Consider the following 17049-nt stretch of genomic DNA (forward strand, 5'->3'; position numbering starts at 1 on the left):
GGGCCGCGCCCGGCCGTACGGGGCGCGACGCGCGATCAGCGCCGCAGGGCGGTGGCCTCCTCCGTCGTGCCGGACCGGGCGGAGATCCGCGCCAGCAGCCGTTGGGCCGGGTGCAGGTCCGGCTCGGCCGCCAGGGCGCGGCGCAGCAGTACCAGCGCCGACGGATCGTCACCCGCCCGGGCCAGGGCGAGCGCCTCGTTGTAGTCGATCCGGCCGGCGTAGCGCAGCCGCACCAGCGCCGCCAGGTCCTCCCGGCAGGAGGGGCAGCGCAGGCTGTCCCGGTCGGCCGGCACCGCGCACTGCGGGCACGGCACCTCGATCGGCGGCACCTCGGTCTTCGGCGGCATGCTCATCGGGGGCCGGCCTCCTCCGGGCGGACCGGGCCGACCGGCTCCGGCAGCGAGTCCTCGCCGAGCTCCCGCTGGGCCTCGGCGTACAGCCGCAGCAGCGCCGTGTTGTGCCGGTTGGCCGCCTCCATGTTGGCCGACTCCACCGCCCCGTCCAGCCCGCGCAGTTCCGCCATGATCCGCTGGGCCAGGGCCGCCGAGACCAGGTTCTGGTTCACGTACACGTTGCACATCGTCAGCATCCGGAAGGTGTGCCCGAGCGAGTCGCAGAGCTCGTCCGCGCGGGCGGCCGCGGCCACCGCGCCGTCCCAGTCCGCGGCCTCGCGGCGCAGCCTCAGCTCCGTCGCGACCGCGCGCAGCCGGCTCAGGTCGCTCGGGTCGAGGTGCTTCTCGCAGTAGTGCAGGAACAGGCTCAGGTACGCCTCCGAACCGCGCACCCAGCGCTGGGCCCGCAGCTGGGCCTGGGCCCGCTCCAGCGCCTCGTCCACCGACCGGCCCCCGGTCTGGCCGGCGGCCATGTCGTCCAGGGTGTCCATCAGCCGCCGCGCCTCGCGCAGTTCGGCCTCGGTGAGCTCGGCGCCCCAGCGGTCGGTGAAGCTCTCGATCTGCCGCTGCTGGTCCTCGACCTGCACCTTGAGCTCCGGGTCGAGGGTGACCCGCTCCAGCTTCACGGTCTTCTCGTCGCCGCCCTGCACCCGCACCGAGAGGGTGATGGTGCGGTCCCGGTCGAGGCCGAACGAGACGTCCACCGGGGTCCGGCCGCCCAGGCCCTCGGGCAGCCGCAGGGTCAGGTGCCCGATCAGCTCGTTCTGCTGGGCGATCTCGTGCTCGCCCTCGTAGACCGCGACCTCCAGCCGCTGCCGTCCGCTGCCGGAGACCACGAACTCCCGGCTGACCGGCGAGGTGGTCGGATAGCTCGTGTTCTTGGGGATGATGACGGCCAGCCGGCCGTCGTTGAGCTCGATGCCCAGGTTCTTCGGGGTGATGTCGAACGGGTTGGTGACCTGCATCAGCTCCCCGCAGGAGGCACACACCTCGGTGCCGGGCGGATTGACGGTGCCGCAGCCTGCGCACCGCAGACCCACGTCCTCGGCGGCCGTGGAGCGGGCCCCGGCGGCGTCCGCGCCCGGCTCCGCCGTCCCCAGTGCCTCCCCGCAGAGCTCGCAGGCGCTCGCCCCGGCGGCCGCCGGGGTGCCGCAGCGCGGGCAGCCGCGGGTCCGGGTGGCGGGCGCGGTCGGTACCGGGGCGGCCGCCGGCCCGGCCACGGCGGCGTCGGCGGCCAGGTCCTGCCCGCACTTGGGGCAGGCCGCGGCGGCGGTGTCCACCGGCAGGTGGCAGCCGGGGCAGGACACCCGGGGGCCGCCGAGCAGCGAGGCGGAGCAGTTGGCGCAGGCCGAGGCGGCCAGGTCACCGGGGGCACGGCACTCCGGGCACTCCACCTCGGAGACCAGCGCGCACTGCACCGCCGCACCCAGCGCCACGCACTGCATCGGGTTGACGCCGCGCCGGATCCGCTTCGGCCCGAACACCTCGCCCAGGCGCCGCGCCACCAGCGGGATCGCGGTGGAGCCGCCGACCAGCAGCACCTCGTCGATGTCCCCGACGGTGAGGTTGGCCTGCATCACCGCCTTGTGGGTGAGCTCGATGGTGCGCTCGATCCGGGCCTCGATCAGCTCCTCGAAGCGGGGCCGCTCGAAGACCGTCTCCAGCACCAGCTGCCCCGCGCCGAGGCCGGCCAGGACCACGTCCGAGGCCTCCTGGTTGGACAGTTCGATCTTGACGACCTCGGCGGCCGAGGCGATCCGCGGCCGGTCCCGGCGGTCCGGCCGGTAGTCCGCGCCGTACTCCTCGCGGATGTCCTCCAGCAGCGCGGTGGTGATCGCGCGGTCGAAGTCGTCGCCGCCGAGCAGGTTGTCCCCCTCGATGCCGAGCACCGAGACCGAGCCGGGCACCAGCAGCAGGATGGAGATGTCGAAGGTGCCGCCGCCGAGGTCGTAGACCAGCACGGTGCGGCCCTCGTCGCCGGCCTCGTTGGTCATCCCGTACGCGAGGGCCGCGGCGGTGGGCTCGTTGATCACCCGCAGCACGTGCAGCCCGGCCATCCGGCCGGCCTCCTGGGTGGCCGCCACCTGGCGCTCGCCGAAGTACGCGGGCACCGTGATGACGGCCCGGTGGAACGGCTCGCCGAAGCGCTGCTCGGCGTCCTCCTTGAGCCGGCGCAGGATGATCGCGGAGATCTCGATCGGGGTGTAGGAGCGGCCGTCGAACCAGACGTTGACGTCCCCGTCGGTGCCGGCGGTGACCTTGTAGTCCAGCTCGTCCAGGGCCGCCTGGACCTGCGGGTCGCGGAACTTGCGTCCCATGAAGCGCTTGACCGAGCGGATCACGTTCTCGCCGTCGAGGGCGAGCCGGCCGCGCGCGGTCGAGCCGACCAGCAGCTCGCCACGCCGGCCCCGGCCGACGACGGAGGGGGTGGCCTCCTGGTTCTGCCGGTTGAAGATGATCTCCGGCTCGCCGCGGCGGAGGTGGGCCACCACGGAGTTGGTGGTGCCCAGATCGATCCCGAGAGTGCGGTACATGTCTTCCGAATTCCCCTCTTGTCCCTAACGCTTCCGTCGCCTGCGCCGACCGCCCGCCGCGGCTCCGGCCCCGCCCTTCCGGGCCCCGGGCACACCGGCGCCGGGTGCACCCGCCCCGGTCGGGGCCGGCGCCGCGGCGGGCGGTGCCGCGGCGGGCGGTGCCACGGCGGCCGGCGGATCCACGGCGACCGGCAGCTCCACCGCCACCGGCTCCCCGGGCCCACCCGCTTCCGGGGGCCCGGCCGCTTCCGGGGGCCCGGCCGGCCCGGGCGGGGGAGTGGCCACCACCACCTGGGCGCGGCGCAGCACCTCGTCGTTCCAGAAGAAGCCGGTGACCACGGTCTGCACGACCGTCTCCGGCTCCAGCCCGGGCCGCACCTCGCCGCCCACGATCTCGGACAGCGCCGGGTCCGCCGCCAGCCCCTCCAACCGCATCGGCCGCACCCCGGCCTTGGCCAGCTTGCCCAGCAGCCGGCGCCGGGTGGCGTCGATCCCGCTGCCCCGGCCGAGCAGCACCAGCTCCTGGTCGAGCCCGAGCGCCGCCAAGGCGTCGTCCACCTCCACCAGCAGCCCCAGCAACTCCCGCTGCGCCGCCCTGGCCGCCCGCGCCTCGTCGCCCCGCAGCCGCTGCAACAGCGAGGCCCGGAACAGCAACTGGCTGAACGCCTGCGCCAGATCGACCTCCAGAGCCCGCTGCGGCACCTCCAGCGGCTCGTCCAACTCCTGCTCCAGCACGCTCACTCCGGTATCTCGATCGGCGGCAGCACCGACAGGTCGGCGGTGAAGCGCGCGGGGACGGGGGGATCGGGGTCGACACCGGCCGGGGCCGGCTCGGCGAAGTCGGCCACCAGTTCGGCGCGCCGCAGCACCAGCAGCGCCTCGGGCGGCAGCGGCCCCCGCTCGACGGTCAGCAGCGGCTCGGCGAGGGCCGGACCCAGCAGCGCGGCCACCCCGTCCACCGGGTCCGGCGGCAGCTGCTGCTGGAGGTCCAGCTCCAGCCGCCGGTCCGGGTTGCGCAGCAGCGCCGCGGCCTCCTGGATCTGCTGGCGGTCGAACCGGCCCGCCCGCATCGCCGGGCCGACGGCGAGGTTGATCTCCCGCACCCCGGCCGAGAGCGGGATGCCCAGGACCTCGTACGGCGACGGTTCGTGCAGCGGCATGGTGGCGGTCACTCCTCCTCGAACGGTGCGGCGGTGGCGGTCGGGCGGTCAGGTCCTGGTCAGCGCAGGGCGTCGATCCGCCGCTTGAGCGCGCGCAGCTCGCGGTCGTCCGGGCTGTGCCCGACGGCTTTCGCGATCAGGGCGCGGGCCTGCCGGTACTGGCGCTGGTTGGCGTTCTGGACGGCGTGCGCGCCGCAGACCACCCCCAGCTCGTTGCGGATCTTCGCTAGGTCCTCGGGGTGGTGCGCCAGGTCCAGCGCCTGTTCGAGCAGGGAGGTGGCGTCCTGGTAGCGCTTGGCCACGTAGTCGTCCGCCGCCTCGCTGCGCCAGACGCTGACCATCAGTCGCCGCAGGTCGGCGGAGTCGTCGTAGGTCTGGGCCTGCCGCAGCAACCGGGCCCGCTCGGCGAACGGCCGGTCCTGCAACTCGTCCACCGTGTGGTTGGCCAGCAGCACCGAGACCCGGCGCGGCGCCTCGCGCGCGGTGTCGCCGTTCCACTCCGGGTCGGCCCGCAGCGAGGCGGCCATCCGGGCGACGGCCTCGGCGCGGTTGTCGGCCAGCGCGGCCGAGCGGGCCAGCAGCCGCTGGGAGTAGGCGAGCGCGAGGCGGTGCTCCGGGTCGGCGTCCAGCTCGATCAGTTCCTGCCACAGCTCCACCGCCTCCAGCAGGTCCCGGTCGGGGCCGGGGCGGGTGAGCTGGTTGGCCCGGTTGCCGAGGGCGGCCTCCAGGAAGTGCCGGGCGGTCGGGTCCTCGGGGGCCAGCGTGAGCGCCTTGCGCAGCAGGACCAGGGCAGCGGAGTAGTCGGTGCTCTCGTTGTTGGTCTTGCGGGCCAGCTGGGCGTAGGCGGCGCCCAGGTTGCTCCGCACCTCGGCGTGGTCCGGCGCCAACTCCAGCGCCTGCTCCAGCAGTTCCACCGCGCCCTGCTGGTCGTCGTCGCTCTCCTTGAGCAGCGCGCGGGCGGCGCGCAGCCCGGCGTCGGCGGCCAGCAGGGAGAGCTCGGCGGCGAGCGGGGCGCCCGGCAGCGCGCGGGCCCGGGCCAGCCGGTCGAGCGCCTCGCGCCAGTCCTGGTGGCGGTGGTGCTCCCTGGCCTCGCTGATCAGGGCCTCCCGGGAGAGGACGTGCCAGGCCTCGTCGCGCTCGGCCTCGGGTATCGCGTCCAGGGCGGCGACCGCCGCCGCGTGCCGGCCCTGGAGCAGCAGGTAGCGGTGCGGCCCGAGGCCGTCGAACAGGCTCAGCGCCTCGGTCAGCGGGTGCGCGCCGAACGGCCCGGGCCGGCGGAACGGCAGCACCGCCTGCTCGAACTGCCCTTCCCAGGTGGCGAGTACGGAGCCGGCCGGGGCCGGACGCAGCAGCCCCCCGAGCGCCGGGCCGAGCACCAGCCGCCGCTCGGGGGCGCCGGGCACGGCCACCCGCAGCTCTTCCTGGGCGAAGGCCTCGGCACTGCGGGCCTCCATCCCGAGCCGCACCGTCCAGGCGTCCACCTGGTCCGCACTGCGGCCGCGCGCCCGGTCCAGCTCGCGCAGATCGCCCCGGAGCCGGTCGGTCAGCGCGCCGCGGGCGGCGGCGATCCGCTCGGCCTCCAGCGGGCGGCCGGTGACCCGGGCGGCCTCGGCCCACAGCTCAGGCAGGTGCAGGGCGCAGACCAGGCAGCCGACGGCCCACTGCCACAGGGCTTCGGCCTCGGCCGACCCGGCCGCCTCGGCGGCCAGCGCCCGCCGGTAGCTGACCAGGCCGAGCGAGTGCAGCACCCGCGGGTGGCCCGGATCCCGGAGCAGCAGCGTGCGGTAGCCCTCCCAGGCGTCCTCGTCCCGGCCCTCGGCGGCGTGCTGCCGGGCCTCGTGCTCGGCCAGCGTGCCGAGCGCGGGGACGGCCTGCGGGTGGTCGGGCCTCAGCTCGACGGCCCGGCGCAGGTCGACGGCGGCGGGCCCGGCCTGCTGCGCGGCCAGCGCGGCGGCGGCGCGGCGGACCAGGACGGCGCTGCGCTCCCGGGCCGCCCCGGCGGGCAGCAGGTCCAGCGCGGCGTCCAGCTCGCCCGCCTCGGCGCGCAGCAGCGCCAGGTGCCGGCGGACGGTGCGGCCGGCGGGGCCGTCTCCGAGCACGTCGGCCCAGGCGGTGAGGGCGGGCTCGGCCCGCTCCGGCAGGCCGAGCCGGCGCCCGCAGTCCAGCACGGCGTCCAGGGCGTGGCCCGCGCAGTGGTCGCAGCGCGGGGAGAGCGCGCCGGCGGGGCGGTACAGGTGGCCGGCGCAGCCCTCGCGGCCGCAGCCGCCGCAGGCGTCGACGGCCGGCTCGGCGCAGTCGGCCCCGGTGGAGCAGCGGGCCCCGTCGAGGGCGTCCGGCCCGGCCCCGCCGGCGGCCAGGAAGTGCTCGTGCCACTCCAGCGCCAAGGGTAGGTTCCCGGCCCGCTCGGCGAGCAGCGCGCGCAGCCTGGCCAGGCCCGGGTCGCCCTGCGGGTCCGGCTCCAGCGGGGCCAGCAGGGTCACGGTCTGCACCGCCCGCCCGGTCAGCAGCGCCGCGGCGGCCAGGTGGTAGCGGTCCCGCGGGGCGCCGCTCGGATCCAGCAGCGCCCCCAGCCCCTCGGCCGAGCCGCCGGCCAGCGCGAGCGCGGCCCGCAGCCGCCCCTCCCGGGCCGCCTGGCCGGCCCGGTCCGTCGAGGGCGGCGGGCCGGCCAGCGCCAGTGCCTCGGCGGCCCGGGCCCGGGCGGCCGGGACGTCCCGCGCGCCGAGCAGCAGGTGCGCGGCTTCGCGCAGCGCGGCCTCGCGCAGGGCCAGGCGGTAGCCCGGTACGGCCGGGGCGTCGGCGACGGCCCGCTGCCACAGCGCGCGGGCGCCGGCCGGGTCGGTGGCGAGCACCCGCCGGGCCAGCCGGTCGCGCAGCAGCGCCAGCCGGTCGAGCAGGTCCTCGTCGCGCAGCGGCTCCCAGCACTCCAGCGCCCCGGCCGGATCGCCGGTTTGCGCCAGCGCCAGACCGTGGTGGAAGGCGGCGATCCGGGCCCAGGGGGAGTTGGCCGAGGCCTCCGCCCGCAGCAGCGGCTCCGCCTGGGCCGGCTGCCCCGCGGCCAGCAGGGCCGCGCCGAGCCGGACCAGGGCCGGCCGCCAGTCCGGTGCCAGGGCGAGCCCGGCCCGGTAGTCGGCCGCCGCCTCGGCCGCCCGCCCGGCCCGCTCGTGCAGCAGGGCCAGGCCCAACCTGGCCGGGGCGTAGGAGGGTTCGGCCGCCAGTGCGGCCGTGAAGTGCTCCCGGGCCTGGTCGTCCGCGTCCCGCAGCAGGGCCAGGCGCCCCAGCGCGTAGCGCGGGCGCGGGTCCGCCGGGGCCTGCGCCGCCGCCGCCCGCAGGTCGACCTCGGCCGCCACCGGGTCCTGCAGGAACTGCCGGGCGAGCCCCCGGAACAGCAGGCACTCCGCGGGCAGCGCCGGGCCGCGGGACCACGGCGAGGGCTCGCCGGGGCCGCGCCGCAGCGCCTCGTCGAAGGCCGCCACGGCCTGCGCCTCCCGGCCCGGCGTGCTGAGCGAGGCGCCCAGTCGGAACCAGAGTTCGGCGCCGCCGGCCGGCGCCGCGGTGGCCAGCACCGCCTCGGCCTCGGCCCGCCGGCCGCTGTCGCGCAGCAGCGCCGCCCGGGCCAGCACCGGCCAGTCCCAGCCGGGCAGGCCGCCCTGGACCGCCGCGGTGGCGCTCTCCCGCTGCTCGACGGAGCCCTCACGGCAGAGCTGCTGCAACCACCCCAGGGTGCGGCCCACCGCCTCGGCCTCGGCCCCGGGCTGCGCGCCACGGCCGGCTGCCCGGACGAAGGCGAGCGCCGGCGCGAGGTCGCCCTCCGGGGCGCGCATCCGCTCCTCGGCGAGCTGGGCGAGGCTCCACCGGGGCAGCTGACGGGCCGGATCGGCCAGCAGCGGAAAGGCCTCGCGGTAGAGCGGCAGCGCCGCCGGGCCGTCGCCGAGCGCGGCGGTGGCCTCGGCCTGGCCGAGCAGCGCCAGACCGCGCTGCGGCCGCATCGGCGCGGGGGCCGCCGCCAGCCGCCCGGCCAGCCGGGCGTACTGCCGCCGGGCCCGTTCCTGCCGTCCGGCCGCGGCCTGCACCGCCGCCGAGGTCAGCGCCTTGGCCACCGCCCCGGGGTCGAGCGCGCGGGCACGCCGCAACAGCGCCACCCCGCCCGCCCCGACCAGCGCCACCACCAGCAGCACCAGCACGACCTGCGCCATGCACCGTCCCCCTGCAGTTCCGATCCGTCGGCCGGCAGCGCCAACCCGACTGGTGAAAGGAGGCCTTGACGCATGGTCAAGTCGGCCCCCGTGGGATCAGGATAGGCCTTCGGGGCGCCCCGGGTCGGGAAAGAGCACTATCCTGGGGCTGCCGAAGGCGGGGGCCGGGTCCAATCGGCGGGTCGTCTCAGACGGGGGTGGAGTGACCGAGTCGCGTTGGGTGCCAGGGCTCCGGTTCGGGCCGGAATTCGACCCTGAGCAGTACGAACTGCTGGAGTTCCACCACCGCGGCGGCGAGGCCGAGGTGTGGCGGGCGGTGCGCACCGGCCACAGCGGGCTGAAGGAACTGGTGGCCGCGAAGATCATGCTGGAGCGCGATCCCTCCGAGGTCCGCCGCTGGCTCGGCCGCTGGGACGACGTCTCGCACAACGCCCACCGCCTGGGCATCACCGACCTGGTGGTGCCCAGCTTCCTGCTCGGCCCCTCCCCGCACCGGCCCGGCGGCGCCCCGGGCGGCGGGTTGCTCGGCTACCAGATCTCCCCCTGGGTGGAGGGCGTGCCGCTGCACCGCTGGGCCGGCGCCAACCGCGGCGCGCTGCCCGCAGCGGCCGAGGTGCTGGTCCGGCTCTGCCGGATCGTGGACGAGCTGCACCGCAAGCGCTGGGTGCACCGGGACATCTCCCCGGCCAACGTCCTGGTGGACGCCGAGGGCAACGTCAAACTGATCGACCTCACCTTCCTCGCCCCGCTGGACCACACCCTGACGGTCGCGGTGTTCACCCCCGGGCACGTACCGCCCGAGGCCGAGCAGGTCGGCGGGTTCCCGGCCGCCGCCAAGGACCTGTTCGCCGTCGGCACCCTGGCCCGCGCCCTGCTGCTGCCCGACCATGCCCGGCTGGACCACCGGCTGGCGGCCGAGCAGGCCCGGCGCGAGCTGGTCGAGGCCGGCTACGGGGAGGAGCTGGCGCAGTGGGCCTGCGAGCCGCTGCACCACGACCCGGACCGCCGGCCCGCCCCGCTCGGCCCCTGGGCCGCCCGCGGCCGCGATCTGCTGCGCGCCCACCGGCCGCTGCCGCGCACCTCCTGCCTCGCGGTGCTGCCGGGCCCGGCCGGGCGGCCGCTGGTGGTCGCGGGCGGCGCGGCCGGGGTGCTCCCGGCCGGCCCCGGGCACACCGACCAGGAGCTTCCGCCGGGGCAGTCGCCGAGCGGGATCAGGGAGTTGGTGATCGGCCGGGCGGGCCGGAGCGCCGAGCTCGCGGTGTTCGCCGAGGACCGCTCCGGCGCGCTCTGGGTCGGCAACGCCTCCGGCTGGTGGGAGGCGGCCCGCGGGATCAGCGGGGTCGCGGGCGCCGTGAACGGTGCGGCGGAGCTGGTGGTCTGGACGGCCCGGGCCGGCGCCCTGCACTCGTACCGCTGGGCCCCGGGGGTCACTCTGACCGGCCAGGAACTGCCCCGCTGCCCCGCCGACCGGGTGCTGGCCGCGGTGGAGGAGCGGGCCGGGGTCTGGGCGGTGCTGGTGGAACACCAGGGCCGGGTGCTGTGCTGGCGGGTGGGCGCCCAGGCCGCCTGCGAGCAGCTGCGCCCGTCCGGCCCGGTGCGCGGCGCGGCCCTGGCCCGCACCTCGGCGGGGCCGCAGGCCGCCGTGCTGCGCCCGGACGGCTCGGTCCGGCTCTGGCCGCTCGGCGCGGGGCCGGAGGCGGCGCCGACCGAGATCGGGGACGCCGAGCCGGCGCTGGGCGTGGCGATGGCCGGCCACCGGGGCGGGCCGACCATCGCGCTGGCCGGCACCGGCGGCGTCCGGCTGCGGCTGCCCGCCGCGGGCGGCGCCCGCCGCCCGCACTGGTGGCGCCCCACCCTGCGGCCGGCCACCCGGGTCGCGCTGTCGGTCGGCGAGGACTGGCGGCTGTGCCTGGCCGCCGTGGTGGAGGACGAGTTGCACTGCTGGCAGGAGGACGCCGCCTACCGCTGGCAGCCGGTCGGGCTGGACCAGCCGCGCTGACCGGCCGGAGCGGCCCTCAGCGCGGCGCCGTCCCGCGGTGGGCCTCGGCGAGCAGCAGGTAGCCCTCGGCGTTGGCCTTGATCCCGGAGCGCTCCTCCTCGGTGAGCTCGCGCCGGACCTTCGCCGGCACCCCGGCCACCAGCGAGCCCGGCGGCACCTGCATGCCCTGCGGCACCACGGCCCCGGCCGCGACCAGCGAACCCGCCCCGATCCGGGCGCCGTTGAGCACGGTCGCGCTCATCCCGACCAGCACGTCGTCCTCCACGACGCAGCCGTGCAGCACGGCGTTGTGCCCCACCGTGATCCGCGCGCCCAGCACCGCGGGGAACGCAGGGTCGCTGTGCACCGTGCAGTTGTCCTGGATGTTGGTGTCCGGCCCGACCGTGATCGCCTCGGCGTCCCCGCGCAGCACCGCTCCGTACCAGATGCTCGCCCCCGCCGCGACGGTGACCGAGCCGACCACCACGGCGTTCGGCGCCACGAAAGCGGCCGGATCCACCTCGGGCGTCCGGCCGGCGACGGCGACGATCAGCGGCTCTGCCATGGGAGTCTCCCTCTCCGGGTCCGGTCGGCGACCGGGTCTGCCCCGCAGGCTACCCGCCGGTCAACTCCCCGTCCCCCGGGCCGCCGCAACCGCCCGCGGCCCGGCCGGCGAACGCCCCGGCCCGCCTCGACCGGACCCGCCGCGCCACGAGCGCGATCCCGCCTCAGGGCGCCTTGAAGTGGGTCGGGAAACCGAACGCCAGCCAGGGCCGGCGCCCCCAGGCGAGGATCCCGCCACGGGCGACCGCCTGCCACGGGGTGCAGCGCCCGAGGGCGATCAGGAAGAAGGTGACGTGCTCCGCGACGATCGTGCAGTCGGACCGCTCCGGCGGTTCCTGGCCGACCGTCGCCGTGCCGCCCTCGATCACCACCCCGAACCGCCGCCCGCCGCGCAGCCCGAGCGTGTAGCGACCACCACGGCCGGCCGCGGCCACCGGATCGACCACCCGGCCCATCGCGGTCAGCAGGAACGGGAGCGACAGCTCCACCCGCTCCCGGTCGATCATGTGCGGCCGCCCCAGCGCCCGCGCCAGGTCGTACCCGTGCCCCAGCATGTGGGTGAGCAGGTACGAGGCCAGCGTGCCCAGGTCCATCGGCCCCAGCGGGGTCCGCACCGGTTCGGCCGCGGACCGGGCCGCGGCGGCCTGTGTGAAGGCGGCGGCGTGCCGGACGATCGCCTCCGCCAGCACCGCGGGGTCCCGCTCGGGGTAGGCGTCGAGCGACTCGGCGTTGGCCGCCGCGAGGCTGCCCGGGGTGCCGTCGCCGTAGGGGCGCTCCAGCCCGCCGGCGAGGTCGGCCATCAGCAGGTTGGCCAGCGCGAGGTGGGCCGCGGCCTCGCCCACCGACCAGGTGGCCCCGGGGATCGGCGCCCCGGCGCGCGGGTGCGCCCGGAGCAACTCGGCGATGTCCTCGGCCGTGGCCGCGATCGCCTCGGTCAGGCGGGCGCTCACGGCGGTGCCGGCGGTCGACTCGGTCATGGAGCGGAGCCTGGACCATGGCGGCCGGCCTGTCCATACCCCGGCCCACCAGCACCGCTCGCCCGCCCCCGGTGGATCGTGAGGTGGCCACGGCGGTTATAGTCTGGCCAGCTTCTCCTCCTCCCGGCGCAGCTCAGCGGCGGCACGGCCGCGCCGGCGGGGGCGGGACGCGTCACATCGGAACGGGGCCGGTGCGGCGTGCGTCGGCGCGATCCGCCGTCATCCCACGAACCCCGGAACCAAGCCTCCACCCCCCCGGGAGTAACCGAGATGACTGCCTCCACCAGCCGTCGCTGCGCCGCCGTCGCCGCCGCGACCACCGGCGTCCTGCTGCTGAGCGCCTGCGGCACGGGCACCGGCGGCAAGACCTCCCTGCGCGACCAGCTCCCCGAGGCGATCCGCAAGGCCGGGGTGATCCAGGTCGGTGCCTCCTACACGGCCGCCCCGATGATCTTCCGCAACCCGCAGAGCAAGCCCGACGGCCTCGACCCCGACCTCGCCGCCGCCCTGGGCAAGCTGCTCGGCGTCGAGTTCCGCTTCCAGGACGTCGGGCCGTTCGCCAACGTCCTGCCCGGGCTGCTCGACAAGAAGTACGACATCGCGATGTCCGGCATCACCGACACCCGCGAGCGCCAGCAGGGCGTCGACAAGGACAACAAGCAGATCAACGAGGGCGTCGACTTCGTCGACTACTTCATGGCCGGCTTCGGGCTGATGGTCGGCAAGGGCAACCCGGCCAAGGTCGCCACGCTGGACGACCTGTGCGGCCGCTCGGTCGCGGTCAAGAAGGGCACCATCCACGACGACCTCGCCACCCGCCAGCAGAAGGCCTGCGAGCACCTGGGCAAGCCCCTCAAGGTGCTCCAGGTGGACGCCGACGCCGACGCCCTGACCAGCCTGAAGGGCAAGCGGGTGGACGTCTACATCACCGACTACCCGAAGGCGCAGTACAACGCGCAGACCGTCGACAACGGCCAGGCCTTCGACGTCGCCGGCCCCCAGCTGCAGCCGCGCCCGTACGGCATCGCCGTCCGCAAGGCGGACAGCAAGCTGCGGGACGTCCTGACCAAGGCGGTCAACTCGCTCGTCCAGGACAGCAGCTACGACGGCATCCTCGCGCAGCGGCAGCTGACCGCCGGGGCCGTCCAGAACTCCGTGGTCAACGGAGGCAGCTGAACGGCCCGGCGGCCGGCGGTCACATCTCCCGGAGCTGGGTGAGCCGGATGTTGTTGCCGGAGGGGTCGCGGAAGCCGCAGTCCCGGCCGTAGGGCTGGTCGGTCGGCTTCTCGTTGAACTCGACCCCGCGGCCGGAGAGCTCGGCGTAGGCGGCGTCGCAGTCCTCGGTGGTCAGGAAGACGGTGCCGGCCGCCCCCTTGGCGGTCAGCTCGCGGACCTGCGCCTGGGTGTCGGAGTCCAGCACCGGCGGGCCGGGGATCGCCATCAGCACGATGGCCACGTCCTCCTGCCCGGCCGGGCCGACGGTCAGCCAGCGGAAGTTCCCCATCTCGGGGAGGGTGACGTCGGACCTGACCTCCATCCCGACCTTCCTGGTGTAGAAGGCGAGCGCCTCCTCCTGGTCGTGGACCCAGAGCTGCGCGGTAGCGATCTTGAGCATCGGATTCTCCCGGTGTACGCGTGCGTTCCTTCGGCGTTACCGTCACGCTATTGCGCCCCGTCGGCACCGTCTTCTCGAAACGTGCGGTGTTGCGGCCGCCCGTACGCGCGCTGGACGCAGCCGGGCACGATCGCGTGCGCGGCGGCCGGCGGGAACGCGGCCCGGTAGGCCGCCGGGGTCAGCCCGTGCATCCGGGTGAAGCTGGTGGTGAACGACCCCAGACTGCTCAGCCCCACGTCGAAGCAGACGGTGGCGATCGGCCGATCGGTGGTCCGCAGCAGCGCGGCCGCCCGCTCCAGCCGCCTGGTCAGCAGGTACACGTGCGGCGACTCCCCGAACGCCCGCCGGAACTCCCGGCTGAAGTGCGCCCGCGACAGCCCGGCCGCCGCCGCCAGCTCGGCGACCGTCAACGCCTCGGCGTACCGAGCGTCGGCCAGGTCCTTGGCACGCAACAGATGCCGGGCGGGAGGATGCGAAGCCACAACCCCTCAGGATAGCCGCCCGGCGCCCACCCGCCCCCAGAGCCGATCCAGGTCGAGCGCGCACCGCACTCGTCCGCGACAGCGATCGGTGCCGGTGCGGGCGCCCGGCCGGATCCGGGTGCTCACTGCAGCCGGTCGCCCACGTTCCGTAGGGCCATCTCCCAGGTCGGCTCGCCCGGCTCGAACTCGGAGTTTTGATCCGGCGGGGCGAAGGCCGCCGGATCGGCAGCCGCCATCCTCGTCCGCAGCCTCTGCTGCGCGCCGGGCCGGTAGGTGCCGTCCGGGCCCACCACCTCGAAGTCGTAGTTGGGCCGCTCGGTCTCCAGGAGGTACAGGAAGAAGACGAACGGCTCGGCTCGTGTGCCACCGCGGTCGACGCGTGCTCGGCCACGGTGATCAACGACTCCGGCGGGAACACCGCCGCCAGCATGGCTCGATCGACGAGGTCGGCCATCCCCGCCCCATCCCTTCCTGCACCGCGGTGCGGGCGTGCCTCCGCCAGCGTCTTTCCCCTCTGCGTGAGCCGAGGCCGATATGCGAAATCCGGAGGTGACTCGGTGTCAGAGTCGAAGCGTCGGTCAGCTGGCGTGTCGGGCCGCCCCGGGGGTGACCCACGCCGAATGACCAGGCGGACCGCGCCTTTCCGGCCCGCCCCTGCCCGGCGGACGCGTCGGAGGGCCCGGGCGTCAGCCCTGATCGACCTTGGCGCGCAAGGTGTTGTAGTCGGCGAACGCCGCCTCGACGCCGGCGCGGGTCAGGCCGTAGCGCGCCAGGTCGTAGCTGTGCGGGCGGGTGCCCTTCGGGCGGGCGGTGATCTCGGGTAGTCGGGCCGCGGTGGCGCTGGTCCAGCGGGCGCCGATGGATTCGTAGAGCTTGGGGGCGCCGGTGGCGGGGTGGGACCCGAGCCAGGAGAAGGGGACGTCCACCAGCGCCTCGGGGGGGATCGAGACGCGGGCCGCCAGGCCCCGCGTCATGGCACGGCTGAGCACATCGAGCCAGGTGGCGCCGATCCCGTGCAGGTCGAGGGGGCGGACGGTGATGGCCATGCCGTGCTCGACCAGGCTGCAGAAGGACGCCACCACGGTGACCGGGTCGCGGTGGGTCCACACGATGGTGGCATCCGGGAAGACGGTGCGCAGCGCGTCGAGGTTCTCCAGGTGCATGGGTGACTTCAGCATCCAGCGGCGGCGCGGGCGGCCGTACTGGAGTACCTGGAAAACCTGCTTGAGGTAGCGGTAGTCGGGGACGAAGTCCCGTTCGTAGTGCCGCGCCGTGTGGTCGGGGATGCGGGCCTGGGACAGTGGCATGACGGTGTGCGGGAGGGCGAAGGTGCACTCGTCGGGGCCCTCGGCGTCGAGCGGGTGGATGTCGCGGAACCGCGGGGCGAAGAGGTCGATCGCGCCGACCATCCGGCGCGCGGTGGTGATCGCCTTCCTGCGCTGATCGGGCGAGGGCTCCAGGTCGGGGGTGAGGAGTTCCCACAGCAGGGGGCAGCGGTGCTCGGCCGAGAGGGACAGGATGCCGTGGGTCAGTGTGGTGGTCGTGCGCGGCAGGCCCACCACGAACACCGGCCGCTCGATGGGCTCGTGCTCGATCGCGGGGTGCTGGGCGATGAGTCGGCGGATCCGGGCCCGGTTGCCGAGCTGCCTGCGGACGTGGGCCTGCGCGGATGCCCAGCCGACCGGGGTGAGGTTGTCGTCCCTGGACCAGTTGCGCAGCAGCAGCCGGAAGTCGTCGGCGAACGGTTGGTCGCCGTCGGCCTGCGCGGTTGCGGCGATCAGCCGGTCGAAGACCCGGTCGGGGTCGCGACGGGCGCCGAATCCCGGCCGCAGCAGCAGATCGGCCAGGGTGAGGGCGAGCGGTTTGGCAGGCACGGGGGGTGTTCCTTCGTCAGCAGGGTGGGAGGGGACCGCGGGCGTCGGATTCTTCTGCAGCGAGCGGGAGCCGACCAAGGGGGACGAAGTCGGTCGGCGAACAGTGGGGCCTCATGGACTCTCCGGTATGCGTCGTGGCGCAGCTGGGGCACGAGCCGGGGCGGAAGCGCGCGACGCGCACCTCGCTGCTCGGGGGCGCCATTGCGCCGTCCCGCGATCCGGTCCAACCTGAAGACTACTGAGCAGTAATGCCGCCAGGTTAAACCAACATTGCGCGTACATGTCAATGGATTCGCCAAGTAAATCATCCGGAATCCCACGGCCCCCGGCGGCCGGTCGGCGGCTCCTCCGGAGGCTGCTCCGGTTGCGCGTTCGCCCCCTTGGCCCCGATCGTGCCATCAGGTAGCGTGCCCTCCTGGCATACGAGGAGAGCCGGTCGCCACCGCTCCACTCGCAAGAGTCAACTGGCATGGAAACGGCGATGGTTCACCTCGAATCGGTGTCGTAGCCTCGCTCGGCCGCCCCCACCGGGAACTCTGATCCCTGACGTCCGCCCCCAAGAAACCGGACCAGGGAAACCGCAGCCTCAAGAGTCGGTGCGTGCGGACGATCGCGGTCGTCACGGCTTGGGACAGCTCGAACCGGATGGAGCGCATGCGCCAGATCTGCGGGCGGGGATTCCTCATGCACGGCCGAAGACGTAGCGGGGGAGCCGCTGGAAGCGCCTCGCCGCACCCGGTCGCGCCCTCTGCCGCAGCGTCCAACTGTCCTTCAGCGCCTCATGTCTGATGACCAATCAAGTCAACCGGCGGACCAAGGTCGCCGGTGGCATCTCCCTGCCGACGGCCGCTGCCCGCGGCCGGTTCGCCCATGGACCCCAACGAAGCTCTCCCCCCCCTCGGAGTTGATCGTGATCACAGTCGACGTACCGGTCACCGGGGGAGCCGTGGAGGCGGTCCCTGCGGTCGCTCGCTGCGAGCGCGGTGCCACCGTGTGGCTGACCGGGCTGCCGAGCGCGGGCAAGACCACGCTGGCCTTCGCCGTGGCCGAGCGGCTGCGGGCCGAGGGCCGCCGGGTGGAGGTGCTGGACGGTGACGAGATCCGCGAGTTCCTCTCCAAGGGCCTCGGTTTCACCCGCGAGGACCGGCACACCAACGTGACCCGGATCGGCTTCGTCGCCGAGATGCTGGCCTCGCACGGCGTGACCGTGCTCGCCCCGGTGATCGCCCCCTACGCCGACTCCCGGGCCGCCGTCCGCGAGCTGCACGCCACCAACGGCA

Annotated in this window: 14 protein-coding genes; 3 read left to right on the forward strand and 11 right to left on the reverse strand. The window is 75.4% G+C overall.

Annotated features, from left to right (window positions below):
- Nucleotides 1-35: 35 nt before the first annotated feature.
- From AB0K43_RS26770 to AB0K43_RS26790, 5 genes are read right to left on the reverse strand one after another with little or no spacing between them, the layout of a single operon-like run.
- Nucleotides 36-353, reverse strand: a complete 318-nt coding sequence (locus tag AB0K43_RS26770) for a hypothetical protein (RefSeq protein ID WP_363644083.1) — start codon at nt 351-353, stop codon at nt 36-38.
- Complete coding sequence (locus AB0K43_RS26775; protein WP_363644084.1) at nt 350-2926, reverse strand: Hsp70 family protein; 2577 nt, start codon at nt 2924-2926, stop codon at nt 350-352. Before AB0K43_RS26775 ends, AB0K43_RS26770 begins: the two co-directional genes overlap by 4 nt.
- A 24-nt stretch (nt 2927-2950) precedes the next feature.
- Complete coding sequence (grpE, locus tag AB0K43_RS26780; RefSeq protein WP_363644086.1) at nt 2951-3667, reverse strand: nucleotide exchange factor GrpE; 717 nt, start codon at nt 3665-3667, stop codon at nt 2951-2953.
- Nucleotides 3664-4098, reverse strand: coding sequence for a hypothetical protein (locus AB0K43_RS26785; protein WP_363644088.1), 435 nt, complete (start codon nt 4096-4098; stop codon nt 3664-3666). Before AB0K43_RS26785 ends, grpE begins: the two co-directional genes overlap by 4 nt.
- Nucleotides 4099-4145: 47 nt before the next feature.
- Nucleotides 4146-8279, reverse strand: a complete 4134-nt coding sequence (locus AB0K43_RS26790) for a hypothetical protein (protein ID WP_363644090.1) — start codon at nt 8277-8279, stop codon at nt 4146-4148.
- Between the two features lie 202 nt (nt 8280-8481).
- On the opposite strand from AB0K43_RS26790, the gene AB0K43_RS26795 reads away from it, so the two are divergent.
- Complete coding sequence (locus AB0K43_RS26795; RefSeq protein WP_363644092.1) at nt 8482-10278, forward strand: hypothetical protein; 1797 nt, start codon at nt 8482-8484, stop codon at nt 10276-10278.
- 16 nt (nt 10279-10294) lie between these two features.
- Here AB0K43_RS26795 and AB0K43_RS26800 read toward each other — a convergent pair whose 3' ends face one another.
- Both AB0K43_RS26800 and AB0K43_RS26805 read right to left on the reverse strand, forming a co-directional pair.
- Nucleotides 10295-10822 carry a gamma carbonic anhydrase family protein gene (locus AB0K43_RS26800; protein ID WP_363644094.1) on the reverse strand — a complete coding sequence of 176 codons (528 nt, stop codon included), beginning with the start codon at nt 10820-10822 and terminating at the stop codon, nt 10295-10297.
- Nucleotides 10823-10985: 163 nt separating this feature from the next.
- Nucleotides 10986-11798 (reverse strand): maleylpyruvate isomerase family mycothiol-dependent enzyme, encoded by an 813-nt coding sequence (locus AB0K43_RS26805; protein WP_363644096.1) that lies wholly within the window; start codon nt 11796-11798, stop codon nt 10986-10988.
- 270 nt (nt 11799-12068) lie between these two features.
- Here AB0K43_RS26805 and AB0K43_RS26810 point away from each other — a divergent pair, with 270 nt between their 5' ends.
- Entirely contained in the window at nt 12069-12974 is a 906-nt protein-coding gene (locus tag AB0K43_RS26810) for an ABC transporter substrate-binding protein (RefSeq protein ID WP_363644098.1), read from the forward strand.
- A gap of 19 nt (nt 12975-12993) precedes the next feature.
- On the opposite strand, the gene AB0K43_RS26815 is transcribed toward AB0K43_RS26810, so the two are convergent.
- The 4 genes from AB0K43_RS26815 to AB0K43_RS26830 form a co-directional block, all read right to left on the reverse strand.
- A complete protein-coding gene (locus AB0K43_RS26815) occupies nt 12994-13413 on the reverse strand; it encodes a VOC family protein (RefSeq protein WP_363644100.1) in 420 nt (139 codons plus the stop codon).
- 47 nt (nt 13414-13460) lie between these two features.
- The gene (locus AB0K43_RS26820) at nt 13461-13895 is read right to left on the reverse strand and encodes an AraC family transcriptional regulator (RefSeq protein ID WP_363644102.1); all 435 of its coding nucleotides are present in this window, start codon (nt 13893-13895) and stop codon (nt 13461-13463) included.
- Nucleotides 13896-14017: 122 nt separating this feature from the next.
- Complete coding sequence (locus AB0K43_RS26825; RefSeq protein WP_363644104.1) at nt 14018-14188, reverse strand: hypothetical protein; 171 nt, start codon at nt 14186-14188, stop codon at nt 14018-14020.
- A gap of 393 nt (nt 14189-14581) precedes the next feature.
- Complete coding sequence (locus AB0K43_RS26830) at nt 14582-15769, reverse strand: sulfotransferase (RefSeq protein WP_363644106.1); 1188 nt, start codon at nt 15767-15769, stop codon at nt 14582-14584.
- 946 nt (nt 15770-16715) lie between these two features.
- Between AB0K43_RS26830 and AB0K43_RS26835 the strand changes: the two genes are divergently transcribed.
- Nucleotides 16716-17049, forward strand: a 334-nt coding sequence (locus tag AB0K43_RS26835) for an adenylyl-sulfate kinase (RefSeq protein ID WP_363644108.1), incomplete at its 3' end; no start/stop codon positions are given.

It is taken from the genome of Kitasatospora sp. NPDC049258, from assembly GCF_040678895.1.
Taxonomy (GTDB): Bacteria; Actinomycetota; Actinomycetes; order Streptomycetales; family Streptomycetaceae; genus Kitasatospora.

What these genes read in the sequence shown, in the direction of transcription:
- AB0K43_RS26790 (WP_363644090.1), bottom strand. Translation starts at nt 8,279, where the DNA reads ATGGCGCAGGTCGTGCTGGTGCTGCTGGTGGTGGCGCTGGTCGGGGCG.
- AB0K43_RS26805 (WP_363644096.1), bottom strand. Translation starts at nt 11,798, where the DNA reads ATGACCGAGTCGACCGCCGGCACCGCCGTGAGCGCCCGCCTGACCGAG.
- AB0K43_RS26775 (WP_363644084.1), bottom strand. Translation starts at nt 2,926, where the DNA reads ATGTACCGCACTCTCGGGATCGATCTGGGCACCACCAACTCCGTGGTG.
- AB0K43_RS26815 (WP_363644100.1), bottom strand. Translation starts at nt 13,413, where the DNA reads ATGCTCAAGATCGCTACCGCGCAGCTCTGGGTCCACGACCAGGAGGAG.
- AB0K43_RS26810 (WP_363644098.1), top strand. Translation starts at nt 12,069, where the DNA reads ATGACTGCCTCCACCAGCCGTCGCTGCGCCGCCGTCGCCGCCGCGACC.
- AB0K43_RS26770 (WP_363644083.1), bottom strand. Translation starts at nt 353, where the DNA reads ATGAGCATGCCGCCGAAGACCGAGGTGCCGCCGATCGAGGTGCCGTGC.
- AB0K43_RS26800 (WP_363644094.1), bottom strand. Translation starts at nt 10,822, where the DNA reads ATGGCAGAGCCGCTGATCGTCGCCGTCGCCGGCCGGACGCCCGAGGTG.